The organism is Sulfitobacter sp. R86518 (genome assembly GCF_042466275.1).
Taxonomy (GTDB): domain Bacteria; phylum Pseudomonadota; class Alphaproteobacteria; order Rhodobacterales; family Rhodobacteraceae; genus Sulfitobacter; species Sulfitobacter pontiacus.
This window is the reverse complement of record NZ_JAXHCA010000002.1, coordinates 55,827-79,659: the sequence shown is the minus strand read 5'-3', so window position 1 is coordinate 79,659 and position 23,833 is coordinate 55,827. Positions and strand designations below refer to the sequence as shown.

Sequence of the window (23,833 nt, the reverse complement as noted above, 5' to 3'; positions counted from 1 at the left end):
CTTCTGAAGCTCTTTGGAGACCGTGGCATCGAGTTCCGCAGTTTGACGGACGGGATCGATACGACAACCGCAGGCGGAAGGTTGGTGTTTCACATCATGGGCGCGCTTGCCGAATTCGAGCGTGACCTCATCAGAGAGCGGACCACAGCGGGGCTAAAAGCCGCAAAGAAGCGCGGCAAGCGTCTGGGTCGACCGCCAGCCCTTACGCCAACACAAATCGCACACGCCAAACGGGCCATCCAGACGAAACGTGAAACTGTCTCAGGCATGGCGGAAATACTGGGGGTCAACAGAAGCACGATCCAGCGCGCCTTGGCGGCGAGCGCGTGATGGACGAGCTTCAGCGCTACATTTTCCAGATCAAATTTGAGAATGCCTTCCTGAAGAACGAAGGGCAGGCATTCGAAGACATGTTCGCCGCGATCATGGGACATGCCTTTCCCGGCGATTTCCAGCCTGTACGTGCATACGGAAACAAAGGCGACCGGAAGAGCGATGGCTACCGGGCAAGCGACAAAACCATCTTCCAGTGCTACGGCCCCCGCAGCACAAAGCTCGATGCCATGCAGGCAAAGGTCGATACTGATTTCAACGGCGCACTCGGCCATTGGGGTGCGCGGATGGAGAGATGGATCTTTGTCCATAATGATATGGACGGCCTTCCGGCCGATGTCGTGCAGCAACTTGTCGATTTGGAAGCTGCAAACCCCACCGTGAAACTTGGGTCGATGGGCTATGCCGAGTTGTTCGATGTCGTGATGTCGCTAACGCCAACGCAGCTTACGGACCTTTTCGGTGCGGCTCCGACGCAGACGACGCTTTCGCAGTTGGAGTTCATGGAGCTTCAACCCGTGATCCTCGCGATCCCGCGCATGGAGCCTGACGATAATCCTCCGCTCACGGCGCCCTCAGCCACGAAATTGCAAGCAAACGACCTCTCTGACGCCGCCGCCGGCCTGCTTCGTGTAGGGCGTCGCCAAGAGCGTCTGGTCGAACGCTTCTTCGAGCAGTATCCAGTTCCAAACTTTGGCGAGGAGATCGCACAAGGTTTCAGAGACCGTTATCAAGCTCTCCGGGACGAAGGCGCGAGTCCCGATGCCGTTTTCGCAGAACTCCAACAGTTTGCGGGGGGCATGTCGGGTAGCCCCGAACATCAGGCCGCTGTTCTCGCTGTTATGTCGTATTTCTTCGAGCGCTGCGACATTTTCGAGGATCATATCGAGGAGGGTGCAGCAACATGATTCTTCCGACCAAACATATCCGGCCTGAACGCGCTCTGCTTACGGTTGGAGCAGAAGTCCTCGCCTGCCTCAATCGTCCGATGACGGTTTCGAAGGTATGGGACGAAGTGCGCGAGCAACGCGGCGAGTTTGTCGGCACTGCGCCCATAAACTATGATTGGTTCGTTCTGGCCCTCAATCTGCTTTTCATGGTGAATGCCGTCACGTTCGAGAACGGCCTTCTACGGAAAGCGGCGACATGATCCATTCCATCACCAGCGACTTAGATACCTTCAGGTCCCTTACGTTCGGGCAGGGTCTCAATATCGTCCTTGCCGAAAAGGGGGCCGAAGCAACCGATCGTCAGACCCGCAACGGTGCGGGCAAGTCGAGCTTTGTCGAGCTGGTTCACTTCATATTTGGCAGCAACGCGGACAAGAAAAGCATTTTCCGCTCTGACACCCTGACCCCCCATACGTTCGAACTCCAAGCGGACATCGGCGGGCATGTGATGACCGCTGCACGCTCAGGTTCCAAGCCCTCCAGGATACGGATACAGGGCGAGACTGACCATTGGCCGATCAAGCCCGACCTCGATGAGAAGACCGGTGATCTTGTTCTTTCCCAAGCCAACTGGAAACTTGTCTTGGGGTCTCTCTTCTTCAATCTGCCAACGAATGAGGACGCAAAGGCTCGGTTCGGCCCGACATTCCGTTCCCTGTTTTCTTATTTTGCGAGGCGACAGGGGAGCGGCGCTTTTGTTCAGCCGACACAACAGTCAGGGCAACAACAGAACTGGGACCAGCAAGTTGCGATCTCTTACCTTCTTGGTCTGGACGCGAGTATTTCGCAACAATTTCAGGAAACCCGCGATCAAGAGAAGGCCATGAAAGAATTGCGCAAGGCGGCAAAACAAGGCAGCCTTGGGGACTTTTATGGAAGCTCCGCACAGTTTCGAACTCGTCTGACGGTTGCTCATGGAAAGGCTGACCGGCTACGCCAGCTGATCGCAACCTTTAACGTGGTCCCAGAGTATACCGCCCTCGAAAAAGAGGCATCGGAGATCACCCGAGCGATCTCCACGATGAACAATGATAATCTCATCGACCGGGACCTGATCCTGCAACTGACAAAAGCGCTTGAGAGTGAAGAACCACCGGCAATCTCGAATGTCGAAAAGGTTTATAAAGAAGCCGGGGTCGTCTTGCCGGGGACTGTGGGCAAGCGTTTCGAGGAGGTGTCTGCGTTTCACGAAGCTATCGTCAGAAACCGGAAGGCTCACCTGACGGGCGAAATATCATCTGCGGAGAAGCGGATTGAAGAGCGAAATGAAGAACGGGCAGGGTTGGATCGCCGCCGACAGGAGATTATGGGCATCCTCAAGTCAGGCGGTGCCCTGGATCACTACACCAAATTGCAGGAAGAACTGGGCCGATCTGAGGCTGATGTAGAGGCTTTGCGCCAGCAGCTGGAAATCGCTGAGCGGATCGAAAGCACGCAGGTTCAACTCGACATCGAGCGCGCCCGCCTACAGCAAGCGCTGCAATCCGACCTGCACGAGAGAAGCGGGATCGTTGAGGAAGCGATCCTTGTGTTCGAAGACCTCTCAAACGCTCTTTATGAGCAGGCGGGTAACCTCGAAATCGGTGCCACCGACAACGGACCCACGTTCGACGTGACGATTGATGCACAGCGCAGCAAAGGCATCAACAACATGCAGATTTTCTGCTTCGATCTGATGCTGTCAGAACTGGCGACGAAAAGAGGGCTGGGTCCGGGTTTTCTGATCCATGATAGCCACCTCTTTGATGGTGTTGATGAGCGACAGGTCGCGAAGGCACTTCAGCTCGGAGCCGAACATGCCGAGCGTGTCGGGTTCCAATACATCGTCACGATGAACTCTGATGCATTGCCGCAAGACGGCTTTCAGGATGACTTCGACGTTTGGAAGCATGTAAACCCCACGCGACTTTTCGACGAGGAAGAGACGGGTGGCCTCTTCGGTGTTCGGTTTTGACGAGGTGATTTAATGTATAGCGGTCGAGAAGATGCGCCAGGATACTTCTACATTGTCCGCAAGCCGGGCGATGACTGGGAAGTGTGGATGTGGACCGGACACACGTGGTATGAGCCAGGTGAAGCCGAAGAGCGCGAGCCACCCTATTGGTGCGCACGAGTGCCGCAGGCTCCACAGCCGTCTCGTTGACTACCTTCCCGCGTCATTGGGGTCCTTTGCGGGACGGGGCGAAATGACTCTCTCAGCGTTTTCGGTAAAGCGGCCGTTCGCGCATAGCGCGGCGGATTCAACGAAAGAGCCCAATGTGTGAATTCGATTTCCGTGCTGCGTGCGCTCGCAGCGTAGATAATGCTGCGCCAGCGTAAAATTTGGTGCTGCCGCGCGGCGAGAAAACCAGCCATTCGAGCAGAGTGCAGCATGGATCAGTGGCGGAATTTACAGACTGCGGACAAAGTGAGCATTCGCTGCGGCTGCGCGAATGGCGGCTTGGCTCAAAAATCCTTTGTCGAAACAGTCTCGTTCTTTTGCGTTTGCTCCCACAGCGCGATCAGAGCGTCTCCTTTTCCGCTAAAACTGTCGAACAAGAAATTGCCGTCGGCGATACGGTCAACGCGAAAATGGCGCAGGCTTTGGCGGAGCTCACACCATGCCACGATCATGACGTTGTCCACATAGTAAATGAGAACAAGCGGCCAGATAATGCGGTTGCTTTCACGCTCATTCGCATCTCGATAAAAAACCTCCAATTTCGTTTCTGCACGGATCGCAGCGCGAAGACGCGACAGGTCTATCGGCGGCTCAGTTTCGACGCCCCACGATGAGGCGACGAGCTTTCGTGTTCCTGGTGCCGCCTCATGCAGTTTTCGTGAGGCGCGTCCGGCTGCACGCCACAAACCGGGATCGCCTGTGCGTGCTACAAGGCTTAGACCAACCGCGATAGCCTCGGCTTCATCAACGTCTAAGTTGATCGGGGGAAGGTCATAGCCCTTTCGCATTACATAGCCCACACCGGGCTCGCCCAATATCGGGGTCTGCATAGCCTGCAGGCTGGCAATGTCTCGGTAGATTGTCCTGACCGACACTTCGAGGACCTCAGCAAGGTCACGTGCCAAAAGCGGTTTATTGGCAACTCGTAATAACTGAATAATCTCGAAAAACCGTGTCGTTTTATATGCCATGTCCACTCAACTTTCTGGGCCAGCATAAAACGCTACTGACATACAGATGTCAGTAGTACTTCGCTATTCCTGCACAATCAATGCAAGGAGGCGTCCGGTAAAAATGATCGATATGAACCAAAGAAAATCAGGCATTATACTCGTTGTGATCTCCGCGATTGTCTTTAGTTCTGCCGGCGTTTTCACGAATGGCGTTTCAACGGACGCATGGGGGATCATCTTCTGGCGCGGGGTCGCAGCGGCAACGTTTACGCTGACCTACTTAGTTTTACGTGGCGCATTCGTTGCTGAGATCAGGGCATTCAATAAACCCGCATTCTTTGTGACCTTGATGATGGCCGCTGGCACTGCCGCGTTTATTCCAGCGTTCAAACTCAGCAGTGTTGCAAACGTCGCTTTAATCTATGCTGCGGCACCTTTCATTGCCGCAGGGCTATCATGGGTCTTCATTAAAGAGCTCCCAACCACGCGCGTCATTCTCGCGAGTTTGGCGGCACTCCTTGGTGTGTTCATCATTGTTTCAGCGTCATTTGGCGACAGTCAGCTAAAAGGCGATTTCCTTGCTCTGTTCATGACCCTAATGATGTCAGCCACGATGGTTGTTTACCGAAAATTCCCATCAACGACTGCGGCGCTACCGGCTGCCTTATCATCCATTGTGCTGCTGCCATTTGCGCTGGTGTTTGGCGACCCTTTTGCCGCTCAAAGCCACGAGCTGCCAATACTGATTGCCTTCGGCCTTGTTTTCGCGGTTGCCTCGGTGACGTTGTCCGAAGGCGCTAGGCGACTACCATCAGCAGAAACAGCATTGCTTTCGACACTGGAAATGCCGCTTGCGCCCGTCTTGGCATTTCTGGTGTTGTCAGAAGGTGCCTACTACATCTGCGATCCTTGGCGGGACAGTCATTTTTCTAGCGGTTGTTTGGTCCCAAAGACATAACGCCGAACATTGAAAGCCGACCTTCGTACTCAATGCAGCATCTGGAAGAATGGGCTCGGAGCTGCCGAATGCACCCGCAGAGATTCCGCCTGCAATGGCGCGCCAAAAAACGGCCATTCAATCTGATGCTATAGTCTCGATGTTAGCGCGGTGCTGACGTCTGGGTTTGGAGGGAGGATTGGAGGGCATACTATGCCAAGAGTACAACTTCCTGCCGTAACTTCGAAACACGAAGCATGGAACAAAGGGCGGATCATCGGCCAGAAACGACCGTTGCTTCCAAAGCAGGTCTGGGCCATCCGCGCGCGCCTTGAACTTGCCAGCTATCCCCGCGACCTTGCGCTGTTCAACGTTGCGATTGATAGCAAGCTTCGGGGCTGTGATCTGGTCAAACTCACCGTCACGGACCTAGTGAAAGAAGATCGTGTTCGCGAACGCGTTTCGGTGATCCAGAGCAAGACCAAAAAACCGGTCCAGTTCGAACTGACTGAAAACACGCGAGATTCGGTCTTGGCGTGGGTCAAATCGCCTGAGATGTTTGCTTGTCGGTTCATGTTTCCAAGTCGTTTCCACGATCGACCACACATTTCAACGCGACAGTACGGTCGGCTTGTCCGTGATTGGGTGACATCGATTGGGTTGGAGCCGAGCGCCTATGGCACTCATTCACTCCGCCGGACCAAGGCTGCGGAAATCTACCGCAAAACGGGGAATCTTCGCGCTGTTCAGCTTTTGCTGGGCCACTCTAAGGGGTCGACTCCGGCTCAGTGCAGAATAGGGCGTTAAGCTCGGATTGGACTTCTGTGATTGCGCTCAGGCTTCGTTTTCGGTGAGATACCGGTAGATAGTGGCCTTAGAGAGGCTGTATTCAGCCATTAGCTTTTTGATTAGAGTGCCCTTTGCGCGTTTTTCGCGCAGTTCTGCAATCTGCTCAGTGGTTAGTGCAGGTCGCTTGCCGAATTGCACGCCTCGATCCTTGGCTTTCTTGATCCCGTCCATTTGACGCTCGGCACGGATTTCGGTTTCAAACTGGCCGATGGCCCCGAGCATGTTGAACAGGAGCCGTCCGGTAGCATCTGACGTGTCGATGTTTTGATCAAGTACAACAAGATCGACGCGTTTTTCGCGCAGTGTCTCCGCGATCTGACAGAGGTGTAGTGTGGATCGGGCTAGGCGGTCGATGCGGGTTACAATCAGCTGGTCGCCTTCGCGAACATATCCCAAACATTGTTTGAGCTGGGGGCGTGCATCGGTGGTGCCGCTACGCTTCTCCTCGAATAGCTTGTCACAGTCACTCAGCTTTTCTTGCTGCACGTCCAGAGATTGTCCGACTGAGCTGACACGGGCATATCCGACTTTGGCCATAGGTTCTCATATAAATTAAGAGTTTGTGTGACTGTCATATTGAGACATTGAAAAAGACATGGCAAGCGAATGGTCTCAATATGTCTACTTTGAAAGACCCCATCCTATAAAGAAAGAACAATCTGATGGCACACAGAGCGGTTCTGACCGTGCGACAACGCGCGGCGCTATTTGATCTTCCAACTGACGAAATGGCACTGCTTCGGCACTACACATTGGATGACGAAGACATAGAGCACATTCGCACCCGGCGGCGGCCTGAAAACCAGATCGGCTTTGCGCTTCAGCTTTGTGCCTTCCGGTATCCGGGTCGCTTGCTGAAAGCTGGTGAGGTGATCCCAGAACCCGTTTGCCGTTTTGTAGCCGCGCAACTCGGATTAAAACCAGATGACCTTCTGCCATATGCCGCGCGGGAAAAGACCCGCCGGGAACATCTCGACGCTCTGCGCAAGATGTACGGGTATAAGATGTTCTCCGGCAAGCGGACCAAGAAAATGCGGAGCTGGCTGGACCAGAATGCTGGAACGGCGCAATCCAGCCAGGCTCTGGTGCGTGGGTTCGTAAAAGAATGCCGCAGACAGCAGATCATTCTGCCGGGAATTTCGGTCATCGAACGTCATTGTGCCGATGCGTTGGTCGCTGATGAACGTAGAATTGAGGCTCGTATTGCCACCCGCCTCGATGCGAATACGCGCACCAAGCTCGACAAATTGCTGACCGAGGAAGTGGATGGTCGGGTCAGCCGGTTCATCTGGCTACGACAGTTCGAAGTGGGCAAGAACTCCGCGGACATGAACCGTCAGCTTGATCGGTTGGAACTTCTGCAGCGGCTCGCGTTGTCGCCGTCAATCCTGGACGATGTTCCTGCGCACCGGGTCACGCAATTGCGCCGCCAAGGGGAGCGCTATTTTACCGACGGTCTTCGAGACATCACGAGTGACCGTCGTTTGGCCATCCTTGCCACCTGCATCGTGGAATGGTCGGCCGCCATCGCAGATACCGTTGTCGAAACTCATGACCGGATCGTTGGCTCGGTCTGGCGGGAAGCAAAGAAGATTTGCGATGCCCGTGTTGCTGAGGCGCAATCGGAAATCGCCACGACTCTCGCAGGATTCGAGACTTTGGGCACGACATTGCTGTTGGCAAAAGGCGATGACGCGGCAGTCGTAGGTGCCGTGGATGCGTCCTGTGGTTGGGGCGTGCTGGAAAACCTCGTCGCAACGGCGGCGGCACTCGGTAAAACCGTCAAGGCGGACGCACTGGCCTATATCGAGAAGGGCTATCATCGCTTCAAGCTCTATGCTCCGCGAATGCTGGCAGCATTGGAAATCGTCGGCGCCAGTGTGGCCGAACCATTGCTTGCTGCCACCGATGTGATCCGCGACAAACGCGATATCTCAAGGCGGTCCGCGCCATTTCTGAAACCGCAGTCAAAATGGCGAGGACATTTGCGGAATCCGGAAACGAACAGAGACCGGTTTTGGGTCGTTGCGGTACTGTTCCATCTGCGCGAAGCCTTCAGATCCGGGGATGTTTGGCTTTCTCACTCCCGCCGCTACATCGATATGAAACAGGCCCTGGTTCCGGTTGAGGCGGCTCAGACTATGGGCCTTTCAATGCCATTGGAACCGGAAATCTGGATCGCAGATCGAAAACAACGGCTGGAAGACGGGCTGCACAGGCTTGCCATGGCAGCCAAAGATGGAACCCTCCCTGGCGGCGTCATCGAAGAGGGCCGGTTGCGCGTCGACCGGCTTGAAGCTGATGTACCCGCGGAGGCCGATAGCCTCATCCTCGAACTCTATCGCCGCCTGCCGGAAGTGCGGATCACCGATATTCTCATGGACGTGGCCAATGACACGGGGTTCACTGATGCCTTCACCCATCTGCGCACCGGAGCTCCCTGCAAAGACAGGCTCGGCCTTTTGAATGTCATCCTCGCTGAAGGTCTGAATCTTGGGTTGAGCAAAATGGCCGGGGCCAGCAGCACGCATAGTTTTACCCAATTGGCACGGCTCTCAAACTGGCATGTGGAAAGTGATGCCATCAATCAGGCCTTGGCCATGGTGATTGAGGCGCAAGCGCAGTTACCAATGGCACAATATTGGGGTGCTGGTGAAACTGCTTCCAGTGATGGGCAATTCTTTTCCACCACGCGACAGGGTGAAGCGATGAATCTGATCAATGCGAAGTACGGCCATGAGCCCGGTTTGAAGGCCTATACTCATGTATCAGATCAATATGGTCCCTTCGCTACCCAGGTCATCCCCGCCACAGTGAACGAAGCCCCGTATATTCTGGACGGGTTGCTGATGAACGAGGCTGGAAAGCGGATCAAAGAACAATATGCCGATACCGGTGGCTTCACGGATCTTGTGTTCGCTGCCACATCGTTGCTCGGCTATTTGTTCATTCCGCGCATCAGGGATCTTCCTTCCAAGCGGCTGCATGTCTTTGATCGCCGCAGTGTCCCAAATGAGTTGAAGGGTCTGGTCGGTGACAAGATCAGAGAAAACACCATCATCGCCAACTGGCCGGATGTTCTGCGCTGCATCGCAACGATGCTGTCGGGAAGAATGCAGCCCAGTCAGCTTCTCAGGAAACTGGCCGCACGCCCACGACAACATGATCTGGCCATTGCCCTTCGCGAAATTGGGCGGATCGAACGGACATTGTTCATCGTCGAATGGGCGCTCGACACCGATATGCAGCGCCGTGCACATATTATCCTCACAGGCGAATACAGGTGGCGGCGAATGAACGCTTAAAACCTTACCGCCCTATTCTGCACCGAGCCGGAGTCGACCCCTCTAAGGTCGATAGTACAGTACGTTACCTTGGCGTCGAGCTAGAAGATGCCTTAAGCATCGCTGAGCGGATCGACATTTGACCCTTGTTGGCGTGCGGCACTCGCCGTTCGCCGATTTAGAACAGACCTACGCCTTCGCAGCGGCGAAAGAGAAGTACGAGCCCGAAGTCACCGATGCGGCGCTGTGCACCAACGACCGCTTCGCTGTCAAATCGAATGCAAACCGAGTTTCCCCCAAAAGATCAACTTAGGGACAAATCGTTGCAGCATGCCAAATTTTCCAGGCAGACAGAGCTTCGTCGAGCGCTTTGGAATAAATTCGACTGTCAACGTATCCGAAGTGTCGATCCGATGAGATTTTGGTATTTTCTCCAGCCAAATCTGTTTCGTCGAAAGGCAAAGCTGGCAGCGATAGTTGCATGGATTTAGTCATATCAGCCCGTGCCTCGATCATCGCAACGATCAAATGAGCGCCCTTGTCGAAAAGCCGATAGACGCTTGAGTTGGTTTCAATCATCCCTAACGCGTAGAGATCTGGGTTGTTGCGATGCGCAACCCGCATCCATAAGTCAGGGCGGTTTCCGCTTTCAGGAGTAAGTTCCGCATCCCTGAGGAACGGGGCGGATACACGATATCCCGTAGCAAATACAACTTCATCATAGGCTGTGTTGGAACCGTCAGTGAAATGAACGATCTGATCATCAAACTTTGCCACATCGGGTTTAGGTAAAATGCGCCCATGCCCAACATGAATGGGTATGTCGCTGTTCATCACCGGATGAGATGCAAACGGAGGATGGTCTGGATCGGGAAGTCCGAAAGTGGAGGGTTGACCGGTCAGTAAGGTCAGAAGGCTTGCCGGATCCGGAGGGGCTACCCAATCTGGCAATTTGGCTTTACCGCTAAACACCATATCAGAAGGCTGACCTGCGATGAACTTTGGCACAAACCAGTAGCCGCGGCGCATGCTCAGGGTGACAGACTTTGCCGTTTTGGTCATATCAGATGCGATGTCTGCCCCTGAATTCCCGCACCCCACGACAAGAACGTTCTTATCGCAAACTTCAGCTGAACTACGGTAGCTCACAGCATGACGCGCAACACCTGAAAACCTGCCCGTGATGTTCGGAACAACCGGATCCCAAAGTGTGCCGCTGCAACAAACAAGTGCATCGAAGGTGGACTGTTTTCCGTCATCCGTTGTGACGTGCCAAATGCCGTCACTTGATTGGACGGCGTCGCTTACGCCACATCCAAGGGTTACGTTCGGAAGAAGACCCTCGTCTTTTGCGAAGGTACGTAGATAATCGAGAACCTCTTTGTGCGATGGATAGATTGCCGCGCTTTCGGGAAAGGGATGACCCTCGAACGTAGAGTTTTCTGCCCCCTTCGAAGAAATGAAGTGAGCGGCGTCATACATGGGAGAGCCGACGTGGTCGGGATCCCAAATGCCGCCCACGTCCTGGTTTCGTTCGAATACGCTGAAATCATGACCTGATTGTTTCAAAGCGCGGGCCATGGCCAAACCAGCGGGCCCCGCTCCGACGACTGCAATACGCAATGGTTGTGGCGTTCGAGAAACCGTTACCGACGGGATCATGAGCCAACCAGATGCTGCAGATGTTTGTATCCCGCCGACTTTGCGTGCTCTGGCAACTTCCACACTTGGCCATTTGCGCACCAGTCTCCGTCCGGGACAGGACAGAAGATAACGGATGTCGCGACAGGGCTGCCATCGACGACTATTTCACTTAAGGCTGCGTGTACCGCGTTGCCAAATCCGGCCTGAGCCCCTTGATCAAGTACGCCGACGGGTGGGTAGATAAAGACGATTACAGGTGTGACTTTCGAAAGGGGGTTCACGCCGCCAGCAAAGACTGCGCCATCCGCCCATTCTTCGAATACAACCCAAGTCAGAAATTGCTGCCGTGGATCATTCCCAATCTGTTCCGCGTCGCTTGCAACTTTGGTGAGTTTCTGGGCTAGAACCGACTTGATTTCTGGGGTCAATGAGCCCGCTGGGGACTTAACGATGATGTTTGGCATTTTTAGTTCTCCTTTGATTGGAGAGTAAAAAAACATTTGTATTGTAGTAAGGCGAGTGTCACATATGACAACATGCATACAGAATTTGACATTTCATCTCAGCCAATCAAGACATTGGTGTTAGCACCGAAACGCCTGATGCGATCCAGCCTGGCCTTGACCCTCGACATTCTTGAAACGGCCAACAAGGTATCAGGGCAGTCAGTATTTGACGTTGATGTCGCATCGACAGATCAGTTTAAAAGGGCAGGGGCTGGGCATTCTATCATTATCTTGCCTGGCTTGGGCATCACGTCATCGAATGAGTTGGACGATCTTTTGTGTGATCCCGAAACACTGGTATTGCTCAGGTACTTGAAGCATCTCGGTGCCCAAGGCCAAGAGATACTCTTTGCAACCTCGTGCTCTGGCGTCTTTCTTTTTGCCGAAGCTGGGCTGGTCGACAAGAAAAGGGTGACGACGTCTTGGTGGCTCGCGCCATTGTTGAAAACGCGCTATCCGCAGGTGCAAATCTCATCGAGGGAGCTGACCGTTGATGCGGGGAATATACTGACCGCTGGCGCAGCTCTTGCGCAAAGTGACCTTATCTTAAATCTGGTCGAACGCTTTGCCGGCCTGCAGGCCGCGCATGACTGCCGAAAACTACTCCTGATTGACGATCGTAGAAGCCAGATTCCCTACATCGATACTTCAATGCTCATCGCCTCGGACCCCGCCCTGCGCCTGGCGGAAACCTACATTTTGCAACGAATGGCCGAAGAAATCACTGTTCCCCAAATCGCGGCGGCTGCGAAGCTCGGCCAACGTACCTTTGCACGTCGCCTTTCACGCATCGCATCTTTGACACCGGTACAGTTTTTGCAGAGTTTAAGGGTGGGCAAAGCTGTACAACTTGCCGTCCAAACGCACCTATCAAGTGCAGAGATTGCCGAGAAGGTTGGGTACAGTGATGGGTCCGCCTTGCGCCGTGTCGTGACCAAACAAACCGGCAAGTCGCTTGATACGCATCGGCAATTGGCAAATTGAAGGCTGAGCTGGGACCGCAGTCTAATCGTTGTTCAGAAAGAAGATGTTCGGCAGCGCTGGAAGTCCAGAGTCATCGTTGTGCTGCGCACGATAAATCCAGTATCCGCTTTGCGTGGTGATGAATCAGCTAATTGGAATAGACGGCGCACAACAACGGCAATGTACAACGAGATATTGTCCTATCCTGTTCGAGCACTTAAAAAAACCACTTGGGAATTGTTACCAAAAGTAGCCATTGGCACGAGCGCAGCGAAAGTTCCCTTCGTCCGCACCTTACCAGTTCATGCCCGGTGCCGCGAACGGCGTTTTTTCCAGAACCGTCATTAGTACGACGCGCGGCGAAGGTGCTTAAAGAGCCCACAGAAGACGAACAGATTCCTCGCTGCGTGCGCTCGCACCACGGATTATGCTGCAACGGCGAAGAATTCGGTGTCGCAACTCAGCGTGAAGACCGGCCATTTATACAAAGCGCAGCGACGAAAAAGTGGCCAAGGATCAAGTCGAGGACTTAGCAATCATTCTGTTTTCAGTTGATATTTGAGAAAGGCTGCCCCGTCATGTTCAATCTCATCGACAAATGTTGCCCCAAGTCTTTTGAGTGCTCCCAGATTTTTGCGCGAAGGAGGCAACAGAAAAGTTACGTAGGGAATGCGCTCATCAGCAATAGCGAACTCGATTGCTTTCTTAGATATGCGTGTGCCCAGCCCAAACGAGTTTGGATGGAGCACAAGACCGTAGTCCCACTCGTCTCCTTCTCTTTGAAAACCACCCCAACCTACATATTTATTGTTTAACAGTATGGCCCAATGGCCAAGTCCATCACGGTTCCAGCACTCTTCTTTGGTAGCGATGAATTTAGTCACGGCGGAGGCGTCCCATTCAAAAGTTAGCAGTGGCATATGTTCTGCTACGCGTGGATCAGACATATGGGCCATGATTTCTGCCGGATCAATCTTGGGCAATCTGGTGAATGTAATTTCGTGTCTCAATTGGGATTACACCTAAGCTATTCTGACTGTCTTCGTAGGACAACGGCTGCTCCCATTCAACAGGAGTGAAACTACGAAATGCCGAAAACTGCTCAATCTGAACGTTCTAAATAGGCTCTGAGTCGCCCGATACTGGTGCAGCGCAGTCACTGCTTTGAGCCGCCTGAGACTGGTCGCTACAATAAAAGGCTAAGCCCTTGATTTGTAGTCAAATGGGCCAATCTGGAGACCTTCGCGGTTTGACTGCCGCCTTTCGTGATGGAAGCGGCGAAATCAACAGCAGAGCCCAGAGTCCCCTATGCTGCGACGCGCACGAATGTCGGCTTTGACAAAAGCGCTAGAGGGTCGGATCAGCAACCAGCTGCACCAATGAGTGCTTGCGTAAGCTATACTTTAAAGAAAGCGTTCTCTATGGAGATATGTCCGTTCTGATAAATATTGTGGATACCTTATGACCTTTGAACAAATCCGAACCTTTCTTTGGGTCGCCCGTCTCGGCGGTTTTCGGAAGGCAGCAAACCGGCTGCATTTGTCACAACCAGCAGTATCCACACGGATCTCGAATCTTGAGCAAGAACTGCGGGTCTCTCTGTTTGAAAGGGGTAACGGAGACCTTGTTCTGACAAAGCAAGGGACGTTGCTACTATCCTACGCCGAACAGATGCTGTTCGTTGAAGAAGAGATAAAGCAGCGGGTTGCTAATCCGGCGGAGACGGAAGGGTTGTTTCGGGTTGGGGCGTCAGAGACAATTGCGCAGGCTTGGTTGCCCGAGTTTCTCAAAGCGTTCAGCAAAGAATACCCCCGTGTGAACGTCGATCTTACAGTAGATATCTCCTTGAATTTGCGCACAGCACTTCTTGAACGCAGGCTTGATTTGGTATTCCTGATGGGCCCTGTATCCGAGTTCACTGTAGAAAATGTGGCTCTCCCGCCCTTTGAATTGCATTGGTATCGCTCCTCCACAAATCCAAGTACGGACCTGACCGAAATCCCGGTCATTTCTTACTCAAGTAAAACGCGACCTTATCGAGAACTAATATCCGAGCTATCACGAACTGTTGGGCCGAAAGCGCGGGTGTTTGCATCGGCGTCTTTGTCCGCCAGTTTAAAGATGATTGCGGCGGGAATCGCAGTCGGTCCCTATCCCAGAGCACTTGCAAACGACTTTCTAACGTCTGGTCAGATCGTTGAGTTCGACCCCGGATTTCATCCTCAACCTTTGGAATTTACGGCGTCATATCTGTCCGAACCCCGCAGCTTTCTTGTTGAAAAAAGTGCGGAAATTGCGCGCTCCATCGCTTTGGAGTGGGACATCTCCCACCCCAGGTAATTCCAAATATTCTATCGACAGTGATATAAAATGATAATTTGATTTGATAGATGATCCTATGTGATGGTTTTGTAACATCACAGGAGCGATCACTATGAACTCACAAACCGTATCCCATTCGGACTTAAAATCTTCCTCCGCGGAACTGGTGCGTGCGGCAATACGGAGCGGGTCATACCAAGGTCACACTGCTGGTTTGGCCGCAGGCAAGCTCCAATGCAACCTCGCAATTCTCCCTGAAGAGTTTGCTTTGGACTTCCTGCGGTTCTGTCAAAGAAACCCAAAACCATGCCCGGTCGTTGGAATTGGTGACACTGGAAACCCAAAACTAACAACTCTCGGGAATGATATTGATATTTGCCGTGACGTTTCAAAGTACCGTATCTTCTGTGATGGTGTGTTGGGGTCCGAAGTTACCGATATTTCGGATATTTGGACTGATGATCTAGTTTCGGTCGCGCTTGGATGTTCTTTTACCTTTGAAAACGCGCTTTTGCGCAACGACATTCCCGTTCGCCATATCGAGGCGGGTCGCAATGTGCCGATGTATCGCACAAATGTTGATCTGACACCTGCAGGGCCGTTTGCCGGGCAGATGGTGGTGACAATGCGCCCGATTCCCGAAGGACAGGTTGCGCAAGCCAAGGCGATCAGCGGCAAATTTCCTCAGGCGCATGGATCACCCATTGCTGTTGGTGACCCTGCACAGATCGGTATTGCAGATCTTTCCAAACCGGATTGGGGCGATGCTGTCGAAGTAAAAGCAGGCGAGGTTCCGGTTTACTGGGCCTGCGGCGTCACGCCCCAAAATGTACTTCTCGATGCAAGACTACCGATCTGCATAACCCACTCACCAGGTCACATGCTGATCTCAGACATCGCAGAAGATGCCGAGACCACCATTCTACCAAGAAACAAAATCAACAAGGAGAACTAAGAAAATGAAAAAGACAATCGCACTACTCATCGCAACAACAGCGCTGGCGTCACCCGCCATTGCTGAAGAACTTTCTGTCGTCGGTAGCTGGTCAAGCCTTCCGTTGCACAATCAATATGAGGCACCATTCTGGAACACGACCTTACCAGAAGCCTCCGGCGGCAAAATCAATGTTGAGCTAACGACCCATAACGCAATGAGCCTTGGACTTGGCGATGTCTATCCGTTGCTGGGTCAAGGCGTTTATGACGTTGCCATGACAGTTGCCGACTACGCTGTGGCTGATGCGCCTGAGCTGGAGGGCTTGGACGTGCCTTTGCTTGCGCTGACGGCGGATGAAGCTCGTGCCATGGTCGATGCCGCACGTCCAATGGTCTCAGATATCTATCGTGATCGTTTTAACTCGCATGTGCTCGCAATCGCGCCATATCCGCCGCAAGTCGTGTTCTGCAATGCAGACGTCTCCAGCCTTGCAGATCTTGAAGGCCTAAAAATTCGTGCCTCTGGCCGTATGACAGCGAAGCTCCTCGAGGCCCTCGGCGCGGAAAGCGTTAGTGTTTCCTTTGGTGAGGTTCCTGGCGCGTTGCAAACGGGTACGGTTGACTGTGCGGTCACTGGTGCCGGATCTGGATACAGTGCTGGTTGGTGGGAAGTCTCAACACACCTGATGCCAATTCCTCTGGGCGGCTGGGATTCAGTCGTAACAGCGATCAACTTGGACAAGTGGAACAGCTTGGATGCTGAAACGCAGGCGCTTATCTCAAGTGAAATCGTCAGTGGATTTGAAGACCCTGCATGGGCTAGCGCACAAGATGCCTTGGTCAATGACATCTCTTGCCTCACCGGTAATGGTGAATGCCCATCTGGTGACGCGCGTTCAATGACCCTCGTGGACGTGAGCGAAGAAGATTTTAATCACGCACGCGAAATTTTGACCAGCGAAGTTCTGCCGGAATGGGCTGAACGTGCCGGTGGTGATTGGGCACAGCGCTGGAATGACAGTGTTGGCCAAGTTGTTGGCGTAACAATCAACTAATCGACAAATCAAGGGGCGTACCGAAGATGGAACTAAAAATGATACATAACCTAAGGGTTATCAACAAAGGGGTCGCCCTCGTTGTTGGTGCAGGCTTACTGCTTTGCGCAGGATTTGTGCTCGCAGACATCATTATGCGCCAGATCGGTACGTCCTTTGGTGGCACTGAAGAAATCGCGGGCTACGCTATGGCGCTTGCAACCTCATGGGGCATGTCCTTTACTCTACTGGAGTTGGGGCATGTCCGAATTGATCTTTTGCGTAGTCGCGCAGACAGTTTCAAACGTGCATTGTTCGACGTCTTTTCAATGATTGTCATGTCCGGCGTCATCATTACAATCGCGATAAAAGCGTGGCCTGTACTGGAAAGGTCCATCGTCAATGGATCACGGGCAAACACACCGCTAGAAACCCCGCTCGTATGGGTTCAACTGCCGTGGTTCGCAGGCTGGGTCTGGTTTGCATTAATGACAACATTGACGACACTTGCGGCCCTGAGCCTTTTACTGAAACACCGCCATTCTGAGACGGAAAACTTCGTCGGCGCGTTTGCTGAGCAGGAGACGTTGCAATGATCGGTTATGTTTCTGTTGGTCTATTGGGCCTACTCGCACTCTCCATCCCTGTTGGCATAGTATTGTTTCTCCTGGGTTTCGGAATTGACATGTTTTTCTCCAGCTTCCCGTTGACCCGAGGCCTTGGAAATATGGTTTGGTCTTCATCAAATTCGGCGACTCTGATCGCAATCCCATTCTTTGTGCTCTTGGGTGAAATCCTTGTACGCAGCGGTGTAGCGACCAAAACTTATGCTGCATTGGATCGCTGGGTATCTTGGCTACCGGGTGGTTTGGTTCATGCCAATATCGCTACAGCTACGATGTTTTCAGCCACGTCTGGTTCGTCTGTTGCGACAGCCGCGACAGTTGCCACGGTTGCAATGCCGCAAGCGGAGAAGCTGGGCTATGATCCCAAACTATTCTCGGGTGCAATCGCCGCTGGCGGCACTTTGGGCATCATGATCCCGCCTTCGATCAATCTGATCGTTTATGGTTTCCTGACGCAATCGTCTATCCCCCAATTATTTTTAGCAGGCTTGATACCCGGACTTGCACTGGCCCTCGGGTTCATGGCGATCACTGTGATCATTTGTCTGATCCGTCCTGATCTGGGCGGTACACGGCGCACGTTCCCAATTGCACAGATGCTACGTGCTTTAATCGATCTGGTTCCCATCCTGATCTTGTTTGGTGCTATTGTTGGTTCGATTTACGGGGGCTGGGCAACTCCAACGGAGGCCGCCGCAGTAGGTGTCGCGGGTTCACTAGTGATTGCCTTGGTGTTTGGTGGCGTGTCGTGGTCAATGCTGACGCAAAGCCTCACTGGTACGGTAAAGATCACGTCCATGATCATGTTGATTGTAATCGGCGCGTCCTTCCTGAACTTCACACTGGCCTCTGCTGGTTTGGGCCGCGAGTTGACTGAATTTATGACGGGTCTTGGCCTCACCCCGCTTAAGACAATCCTAGTGGTCGTTGTGCTTTACATCGTGCTTGGGTTCTTTATCGAAACGCTATCACTCATGGTTGTGACCATTCCAATTATTGTCCCGCTGGTCGTGGCCCAAGGGTATGATGTCGTCTGGTTTGGCATTTTAATGATCGTTCTCATTGAAATGGCATTGATTACACCACCCGTTGGCCTGAACCTCTATGTTGTACAGGGTGCGCGTAAATCTGGCAGCCTAAATGAGGTAATGCTAGGCGCTTTGCCATATTGCCTGACAATGTTGGCGATGGCCTTCCTTCTTATCGCTTTTCCAAACATTGCTCTCTTCCTGCCAAACGCTTTGCAGTAAGAGAGTTCCCCCTCAAAACTAAACAACTGCGGGCCGCGCGACGCCTGCAAACAAAGGAGATATGTCTAATGTGGCAATTTTGGGTAGATCGTGGCGGCACATTTACAGACATCGTGGCGAAGACGCCCGAGGGTGAATTGCAGACGCATAAACTGTTGTCCGAAAACCCAGAAGTTTACACTGACGCTGCCGTCCATGGCATTCGCGAACTTCTGGGTCTTGGCCCTGATGACCCCATTCCAAATGGCCAAATTGGTGCCGTGAAAATGGGCACAACGGTTGCGACCAACGCCTTGTTGGAGCGTAAGGGTGAACGAACATTGCTGCTGATCACCAAAGGCATGCGCGATCTGCTGCGCATTGGGTATCAGAACCGCCCAAGGTTGTTTGATCTCAACATCGAACTCCCCGAGTTGCTCTATGATGATGTGATCGAGATTGAGGAACGGATTGGGGCTGATGGTGAAACTATCACGGCCCTTGATACGACTTATGCCCGCGAGGCGTTATCGCGCGCATATGGCAAGGGATACCGTTCAGTCGCGATTGCGTTGATGCACAGCTACCGGTTTCCGGATCATGAGCAGAAACTGGGGCAGATGGCCGAACAATCTGGTTTTACCCAAGTATCCTTGAGTCATGAGGCCAGCCCCCTGATTAAGATCGTATCTCGCGGTGATACCGCTGTAGTGGATGCCTACCTATCTCCGATCCTAGGGCGCTACGTTAAACAGGTGGCTGATGCATTGGGCACGTCAAAGGGTGGCTGTGAACGCCTAATGTTCATGCGCTCAAACGGTGGGTTGACCGATGCATCCTTGTTTGAAGGGCGCGATGCTATTCTGTCGGGCCCAGCGGGCGGTGTCGTGGGAATGGTCCGCACGGCCGCTGAACTTGGGCATGACAAACTGATTGGCTTTGACATGGGCGGCACATCCACGGACGTCTGCCATTATGCAGGTGAGTTTGAGCGCAGCTTTGAGACCGAAGTCGCAGGCGTGCGGATGCGTGCGCCGATGATGTCCATCCACACGGTTGCGGCAGGTGGCGGATCAATCCTGTCCTACCGTGACGGTCGCATGCAAGTTGGTCCAGAAAGTGCCGGGGCAAATCCTGGACCCGCTGCTTACAGACGTGGCGGCCCGCTTACGGTTACAGACTGCAACGTGCTGCTGGGCAAGTTGCAGCCCGATCTGTTCCCGCCAGTCTTTGGACCAGACGCCGATGAGCCATTGGATGTAGATGTCGTACGCGCCAAGTTCGAAGATTTGGCCGCGGAGATTGGCGGCGACATGTCAGTTGAACAAATGGCCGAAGGGTTTTTGCGCATTGCGGTTGAGAACATGGCAAACGCCATCAAGAAAATCAGTGTGCAACGCGGGTATGACGTCACCAAATACACGATGAACTGCTTTGGCGGTGCTGGCGGGCAACATGCCTGTTTGGTCGCCGATGCGCTTGGTATGGAAAGCGTCTTTATACACCCGTTTGCAGGAGTCTTGTCGGCCTTTGGTATGGGCTTGGCCGACGTGCGTGCAATGCGCGAACACCAGTTCGGTATGGGGTTTGATCAGATCAAAGGTGCACAGGTTGTGTTGGAGCGCCTAATCGCCGCAGCTGAAACCGAAGTGACGGGACAAGGTATCCCGCCAGAGCAAGTTAAAACCGTCACGATGGCACATATTCGCCCCGACGGCGCGCAACAAACACTTGAAGTGCCGTTCGGGACTATGAGTGAGATGACGAAGGCGTTTGAGACGGCACATCAGCAAAGGTTCGGTTTCGTGCCTGAAAACGCAACCTTGCTGATTGATGTCCTAACAGCCGAAGCGATTGGTGCGACGGGCGAAACCGTGACATTGCCAAATGTCGCCAAGGCTCCGGCGGCTCCTAAGCATTCCCAGATGTGGTCAGATGGTATGGTGCGCGAAGTGCCTGTCATCGACCGGACAACGATGGAGATCGGAGACGTTGTTGAGGGTCCAGCGATTGTGACTGAACCCACGGGCACCAACATCCTTGAACAGGGCTGGGAGGCAAAATGTGTCAACGGTGGAAACCTTGTGCTGCGCAGAACCTCCGTGGTTGCGCGCCAAGAGGCCGTTGGCACAAAGGTCGACCCCGTCATGCTTGAAGTGTTCAACAACCTCTTCATGTCGATTGCTGATCAGATGGGGGCGACATTGGCCAACACGGCCTATTCGGTCAACATCAAGGAACGCTACGACTTCTCTTGCGCGATCTTTGATGAAGCCGGTGATTTAGTCGCCAACGCGCCACACGTGCCAGTTCACCTTGGCAGCATGAGCGAAAGCGTGCGGGTTATTCTGCGTCAGAATTCAGGTAAGATCCGCCCCGGGGACGTGTTCATGATGAACAACCCCTTTAACGGCGGCACACATTTGCCCGATGTGACGGTTATCACCCCTGTTTTCGACAATGCTGGGACGCGGATCATCTACACTGTTGCCAGCCGTGGGCACCATGCTGACATTGGCGGTAAAACGCCTGGATCAGCCCCCCCAGATAGTCGTGTGATCGAAGAAGAAGGCGTCTTAATCGATAACTTTCTGTTGGTACAGCAAGGACAGCTTCGTGACGCGCAAACGCGTGAATTGCTCGCTTCCGGTCAATACCCGTGTCGCAATATTGACCAAAATTTGGCTGACTTGTCTGCCCAGATTGCTGCCAATGCAACGGGTGCCGCGGAGTTGACCAAGATCACGCAGCAGTTCGGCTTAGACACCGTGCACGCCTACATGACCCACGTGCAGGACAATGCCGAGGAAAGCGTGCGCCGTGTGCTTGATGTGCTTCACGATTGCAGTTTCACATATCCGCTCGACAGTGGCGACCTGATCAAAGTGACGATCACGGTTGACAAGTCGGAGCGACAGGCGACCATCGACTTTACCGGAACCTCCGCGCAGGACGAATTCAACTACAACGCGCCCATGGCAATCTGCCGTGCGGTTGTCTTGTATGTGTTCCGTACTTTGGTTGGCAGTGACATTCCAATGAACGAGGGGTGCCTGAAACCTCTGGACCTTGTTGTCCCCGAAGGCAGCATGATCAATCCCAATGCACCTGCAGCTGTCATCTCTGGCAATACCGAGGTTAGCCAAGCCATTGCCGATACGCTTTATGGTGCGCTTGGAGTCATCGCTGGAAGCCAAGGAACGATGAACAACTTTGTCTATGGAAACGACGTGCATCAAAACTACGAGACCATCTGTGGTGGTACCGGGGCTGGCCACGGTTTTGATGGCACCAGCGCGGTTCACAGCCACATGACAAACACCCGAATGACAGACCCTGAAATCTTGGAAACAAGGTTTCCTGTTCGCGTTGATGAGTTTTCGATCCGACATGGCTCTGGTGGAGTTGGCGAATACTCCGGCGGGAACGGGATTGTCCGTCGTTTGCGCTTTCTCGAGCCAATGACGGTGACGGTCCTGTCGTCACATCGCAAAGTGCCGCCCCATGGCGCTGCGGGTGGCGGGGAGGCCTCGGTCGGCGAAAACAGCATTGAACGTGCCGATGGCCATATCAATGTATTAAGAGGCAATGATGAGGCGCAACTCGCTGTCGGCGATGTGTTTGTGATGAAGACACCCGGCGGCGGTGGTTACGGGAAGGCCGCGAAATGAGCAGCTCATTTTTGAAAAACGTCGATGACATGTTTATCGCTGCTGCCGAGAACATCGACCTCCCCGAAGGCTTGGCCGACAAGATCAGATTTTGTAACGCGACTTACGTCACCCGCTTTGGTGTGCGACTTCGGGGCAAAATGTTTACGTTCCGGGGCTGGCGTGCCACACATTCAACCCATCATTCACCTGCAAAGGGGGGTATCCGGTTTGCCCCAAATGTGAATCAGGATGAAGTCGAAGCGCTCGCTGCCTTGATGAGCTATAAATGTGCACTGGTTGGGTTACCGTTTGGCGGATCAAAAGGTGCTTTGGAAATAGACCCTTCCGAATGGGAACCACACGAGCTTGAGAAAATTACCAGACGCTTCGCCCAAGAACTGATGCGTCATGGATTTCTATCACCTGCCAGCAACGTGCCTGCCCCAGATATGGGAACAGGCGAGCAAACAATGATGTGGATTGCTGACGAATATCGGCGGCACAAACACGAGGACATCAACGGCTCCGCCTGTGTGACTGGCAAACCATTGGATGGTGGCGGCATCGAAGGCCGGACAGAGGCAACAGGACGTGGTGTGCAGTACGCGACTCAAGCCCTGTTCGCTTCAGAAGTTGAGTTGCAAGGCACAGGATTTGCAGTTGATTCACTGGCTGGAAAACGAGTGGTTGTTCAGGGGTTCGGCAACGTCGGGTATCACGCAGCCAAGTTCCTGAGCGAAGAAGATGGGTGTCTCATTACCAGTATCATCGAACGCGACGGGGTCATCCGAAACGAGGCCGGCCTTGAAATCGAAAAGCTAAAGCGACACTTTTCTGTCAACGGTAAACTTGAAGGGTTTGCAGGTGGTACTTTCTCGGCTCAAAACGAGGGTGCGTTAGAAGACGACTGCGACATTCTTATTCCAGCGGCCCTTGAAGGAGTTGTGCACGAACGAAATGCTGCACAGATCAAGGCCAAGGTTGTCGTAGAAGCTGCCAACGGCCCAACAACGAGTACCGCTGATGCTATACTCAAATCAAGGGGCGTGGTGGTGATCCCGGACATGTACGCGAACGCCGGTGGAGTGATTGTTAGCTATTTCGAGTGGGTCAAAAACCTGACACACATTCCATTTGGCCTAATGGAACGCCGCTATGAGGCTACTGGTCACCGCAGATTGGCACAGTCGCTTGAAACAATGACTGGCAAAGCGTTTCCATTAAGCGACGACAAGGCCTTCACGGACGGGCCGCAAGAAATTGATCTGGTCCGGTCTGGCCTCGCGGAAATGATGTCCACGGCGTTTCAGGCTATCTCGCAAACTAAAGCCGAAGGTAGTGGCGATCAGTCCTTGAGGGATGCAGCCTATCAGATCGCAATCAAGCGTATCGCAGCGTCTTACCAAGCGATCGGAATTTGAGTGTAAGACATGGGCCATGTAGCCGTCACGTC

20 protein-coding genes and 2 pseudogenes are annotated in these 23,833 nt (G+C 53.3%); 17 read left to right on the top strand and 5 right to left on the bottom strand.

All coding sequences use genetic code 11. The annotated features are described in order from the left end of the window. The 4 genes from SJY36_RS00410 to SJY36_RS00395 form a co-directional block, all read left to right on the top strand. A partial coding sequence (locus SJY36_RS00410) for a recombinase family protein (RefSeq protein ID WP_386172298.1) occupies positions 1 to 330 on the top strand: 330 nt, incomplete at its 5' end. Next, positions 330 to 1,241: an ABC-three component system protein gene (locus tag SJY36_RS00405; RefSeq protein ID WP_386172296.1), complete on the top strand. Its 912-nt coding sequence runs from the start codon at positions 330 to 332 to the stop codon at positions 1,239 to 1,241. The genes SJY36_RS00410 and SJY36_RS00405, both read left to right, overlap by 1 nt. After that, positions 1,238 to 1,483 (top strand): ABC-three component system middle component 6, encoded by a 246-nt coding sequence (locus SJY36_RS00400; protein WP_386172293.1) that lies wholly within the window; start codon positions 1,238 to 1,240, stop codon positions 1,481 to 1,483. Before SJY36_RS00405 ends, SJY36_RS00400 begins: the two co-directional genes overlap by 4 nt. Further along, positions 1,480 to 3,237 (top strand): ABC-three component system protein, encoded by a 1,758-nt coding sequence (locus SJY36_RS00395; protein ID WP_386172290.1) that lies wholly within the window; start codon positions 1,480 to 1,482, stop codon positions 3,235 to 3,237. The genes SJY36_RS00400 and SJY36_RS00395 overlap by 4 nt, the downstream gene beginning before the upstream one ends. 491 nt (positions 3,238 to 3,728) lie before the next feature. Here the strand turns inward: SJY36_RS00395 and SJY36_RS00390 are convergent, their stop codons facing one another. Continuing rightward, on the bottom strand, positions 3,729 to 4,415 hold the full coding sequence (locus SJY36_RS00390; protein WP_386172287.1) for a helix-turn-helix transcriptional regulator: 687 nt from the start codon (positions 4,413 to 4,415) through the stop codon (positions 3,729 to 3,731). A 103-nt stretch (positions 4,416 to 4,518) separates the two neighbouring features. Here SJY36_RS00390 and SJY36_RS00385 point away from each other — a divergent pair, with 103 nt between their 5' ends. Together SJY36_RS00385 and SJY36_RS00380 are read left to right on the top strand one after the other, a co-directional pair. Continuing rightward, entirely contained in the window at positions 4,519 to 5,355 is an 837-nt protein-coding gene (locus SJY36_RS00385) for a DMT family transporter (RefSeq protein WP_386172285.1), read from the top strand. A gap of 192 nt (positions 5,356 to 5,547) precedes the next feature. Continuing rightward, positions 5,548 to 6,141, top strand: coding sequence for a tyrosine-type recombinase/integrase (locus SJY36_RS00380; protein WP_386172283.1), 594 nt, complete (start codon positions 5,548 to 5,550; stop codon positions 6,139 to 6,141). Between the two features lie 27 nt (positions 6,142 to 6,168). Here the strand turns inward: SJY36_RS00380 and SJY36_RS00375 are convergent, their stop codons facing one another. Beyond that, positions 6,169 to 6,720 carry a recombinase family protein gene (locus SJY36_RS00375; protein WP_386172280.1) on the bottom strand — a complete coding sequence of 184 codons (552 nt, stop codon included), beginning with the start codon at positions 6,718 to 6,720 and terminating at the stop codon, positions 6,169 to 6,171. A gap of 125 nt (positions 6,721 to 6,845) precedes the next feature. Here SJY36_RS00375 and SJY36_RS00370 point away from each other — a divergent pair. The 3 genes and pseudogenes from SJY36_RS00370 to SJY36_RS00360 form a co-directional block, all read left to right on the top strand. Further along, a pseudogene (locus tag SJY36_RS00370) lies at positions 6,846 to 9,485 on the top strand (Tn3 family transposase); the annotation flags it as partial. A gap of 44 nt (positions 9,486 to 9,529) precedes the next feature. After that, positions 9,530 to 9,610, top strand: a pseudogene (locus tag SJY36_RS00365) (integrase); the annotation flags it as partial. Next, positions 9,607 to 9,780 carry a hypothetical protein gene (locus SJY36_RS00360; protein WP_386172277.1) on the top strand — a complete coding sequence of 58 codons (174 nt, stop codon included), beginning with the start codon at positions 9,607 to 9,609 and terminating at the stop codon, positions 9,778 to 9,780. The pseudogene SJY36_RS00365 and the gene SJY36_RS00360, both read left to right, overlap by 4 nt. Here SJY36_RS00360 and SJY36_RS00355 read toward each other — a convergent pair. Both SJY36_RS00355 and SJY36_RS00350 read right to left on the bottom strand, forming a co-directional pair. Beyond that, a complete protein-coding gene (locus SJY36_RS00355; RefSeq protein WP_386172274.1) occupies positions 9,777 to 11,129 on the bottom strand; it encodes a flavin-containing monooxygenase in 1,353 nt (450 codons plus the stop codon). The two genes, SJY36_RS00360 and SJY36_RS00355, sit on opposite strands and share 4 nt — an antisense overlap. Next, entirely contained in the window at positions 11,126 to 11,575 is a 450-nt protein-coding gene (locus SJY36_RS00350) for a 4-oxalocrotonate tautomerase family protein (RefSeq protein ID WP_386172271.1), read from the bottom strand. The genes SJY36_RS00355 and SJY36_RS00350 overlap by 4 nt, the downstream gene beginning before the upstream one ends. A gap of 72 nt (positions 11,576 to 11,647) precedes the next feature. Between SJY36_RS00350 and SJY36_RS00345 the strand changes: the two genes are divergently transcribed. Next, on the top strand, positions 11,648 to 12,601 hold the full coding sequence (locus SJY36_RS00345; protein ID WP_386172269.1) for a GlxA family transcriptional regulator: 954 nt from the start codon (positions 11,648 to 11,650) through the stop codon (positions 12,599 to 12,601). 515 nt (positions 12,602 to 13,116) lie between these two features. Here the strand turns inward: SJY36_RS00345 and SJY36_RS00340 are convergent. Continuing rightward, positions 13,117 to 13,563: a GNAT family N-acetyltransferase gene (locus tag SJY36_RS00340; protein WP_386172266.1), complete on the bottom strand. Its 447-nt coding sequence runs from the start codon at positions 13,561 to 13,563 to the stop codon at positions 13,117 to 13,119. Positions 13,564 to 14,041: 478 nt separating this feature from the next. Here SJY36_RS00340 and SJY36_RS00335 point away from each other — a divergent pair, with 478 nt between their 5' ends. The 7 genes from SJY36_RS00335 (at position 14,042) to SJY36_RS00305 (ending at position 23,801) form a co-directional block, all read left to right on the top strand. Then, positions 14,042 to 14,920: a LysR family transcriptional regulator gene (locus tag SJY36_RS00335; protein ID WP_386172263.1), complete on the top strand. Its 879-nt coding sequence runs from the start codon at positions 14,042 to 14,044 to the stop codon at positions 14,918 to 14,920. Positions 14,921 to 15,014: 94 nt separating this feature from the next. After that, the gene (locus SJY36_RS00330) at positions 15,015 to 15,857 is read left to right on the top strand and encodes a putative hydro-lyase (protein WP_386172261.1); all 843 of its coding nucleotides are present in this window, start codon (positions 15,015 to 15,017) and stop codon (positions 15,855 to 15,857) included. Positions 15,858 to 15,861: 4 nt separating this feature from the next. Next, entirely contained in the window at positions 15,862 to 16,893 is a 1,032-nt protein-coding gene (locus SJY36_RS00325; protein ID WP_386172258.1) for a TRAP transporter substrate-binding protein, read from the top strand. A gap of 26 nt (positions 16,894 to 16,919) precedes the next feature. After that, positions 16,920 to 17,468, top strand: coding sequence for a TRAP transporter small permease subunit (locus SJY36_RS00320; RefSeq protein WP_386172255.1), 549 nt, complete (start codon positions 16,920 to 16,922; stop codon positions 17,466 to 17,468). Continuing rightward, positions 17,465 to 18,748, top strand: a complete 1,284-nt coding sequence (locus tag SJY36_RS00315; protein ID WP_386172253.1) for a TRAP transporter large permease — start codon at positions 17,465 to 17,467, stop codon at positions 18,746 to 18,748. The genes SJY36_RS00320 and SJY36_RS00315 overlap by 4 nt, the downstream gene beginning before the upstream one ends. Before the next feature lie 68 nt (positions 18,749 to 18,816). Further along, a complete protein-coding gene (locus SJY36_RS00310) occupies positions 18,817 to 22,398 on the top strand; it encodes a hydantoinase B/oxoprolinase family protein (protein WP_386172250.1) in 3,582 nt (1,193 codons plus the stop codon). After that, positions 22,395 to 23,801, top strand: a complete 1,407-nt coding sequence (locus tag SJY36_RS00305; RefSeq protein ID WP_386172247.1) for a Glu/Leu/Phe/Val dehydrogenase — start codon at positions 22,395 to 22,397, stop codon at positions 23,799 to 23,801. Before SJY36_RS00310 ends, SJY36_RS00305 begins: the two co-directional genes overlap by 4 nt. The last annotated feature ends 32 nt before the right edge of the window (positions 23,802 to 23,833 follow it).

What these genes read in the sequence shown, in the direction of transcription:
- SJY36_RS00380 (WP_386172283.1), top strand. Translation starts at nt 5,548, where the DNA reads ATGCCAAGAGTACAACTTCCTGCCGTAACTTCGAAACACGAAGCATGG.
- SJY36_RS00310 (WP_386172250.1), top strand. Translation starts at nt 18,817, where the DNA reads ATGTGGCAATTTTGGGTAGATCGTGGCGGCACATTTACAGACATCGTG.
- SJY36_RS00320 (WP_386172255.1), top strand. Translation starts at nt 16,920, where the DNA reads ATGGAACTAAAAATGATACATAACCTAAGGGTTATCAACAAAGGGGTC.
- SJY36_RS00395 (WP_386172290.1), top strand. Translation starts at nt 1,480, where the DNA reads ATGATCCATTCCATCACCAGCGACTTAGATACCTTCAGGTCCCTTACG.
- SJY36_RS00305 (WP_386172247.1), top strand. Translation starts at nt 22,395, where the DNA reads ATGAGCAGCTCATTTTTGAAAAACGTCGATGACATGTTTATCGCTGCT.
- SJY36_RS00315 (WP_386172253.1), top strand. Translation starts at nt 17,465, where the DNA reads ATGATCGGTTATGTTTCTGTTGGTCTATTGGGCCTACTCGCACTCTCC.
- SJY36_RS00350 (WP_386172271.1), bottom strand. Translation starts at nt 11,575, where the DNA reads ATGCCAAACATCATCGTTAAGTCCCCAGCGGGCTCATTGACCCCAGAA.
- SJY36_RS00385 (WP_386172285.1), top strand. Translation starts at nt 4,519, where the DNA reads ATGATCGATATGAACCAAAGAAAATCAGGCATTATACTCGTTGTGATC.
- SJY36_RS00345 (WP_386172269.1), top strand. Translation starts at nt 11,648, where the DNA reads ATGCATACAGAATTTGACATTTCATCTCAGCCAATCAAGACATTGGTG.
- SJY36_RS00405 (WP_386172296.1), top strand. Translation starts at nt 330, where the DNA reads ATGGACGAGCTTCAGCGCTACATTTTCCAGATCAAATTTGAGAATGCC.
- SJY36_RS00325 (WP_386172258.1), top strand. Translation starts at nt 15,862, where the DNA reads ATGAAAAAGACAATCGCACTACTCATCGCAACAACAGCGCTGGCGTCA.
- SJY36_RS00355 (WP_386172274.1), bottom strand. Translation starts at nt 11,129, where the DNA reads ATGATCCCGTCGGTAACGGTTTCTCGAACGCCACAACCATTGCGTATT.
- SJY36_RS00390 (WP_386172287.1), bottom strand. Translation starts at nt 4,415, where the DNA reads ATGGCATATAAAACGACACGGTTTTTCGAGATTATTCAGTTATTACGA.
- SJY36_RS00375 (WP_386172280.1), bottom strand. Translation starts at nt 6,720, where the DNA reads ATGGCCAAAGTCGGATATGCCCGTGTCAGCTCAGTCGGACAATCTCTG.
- SJY36_RS00400 (WP_386172293.1), top strand. Translation starts at nt 1,238, where the DNA reads ATGATTCTTCCGACCAAACATATCCGGCCTGAACGCGCTCTGCTTACG.
- SJY36_RS00335 (WP_386172263.1), top strand. Translation starts at nt 14,042, where the DNA reads ATGACCTTTGAACAAATCCGAACCTTTCTTTGGGTCGCCCGTCTCGGC.
- SJY36_RS00330 (WP_386172261.1), top strand. Translation starts at nt 15,015, where the DNA reads ATGAACTCACAAACCGTATCCCATTCGGACTTAAAATCTTCCTCCGCG.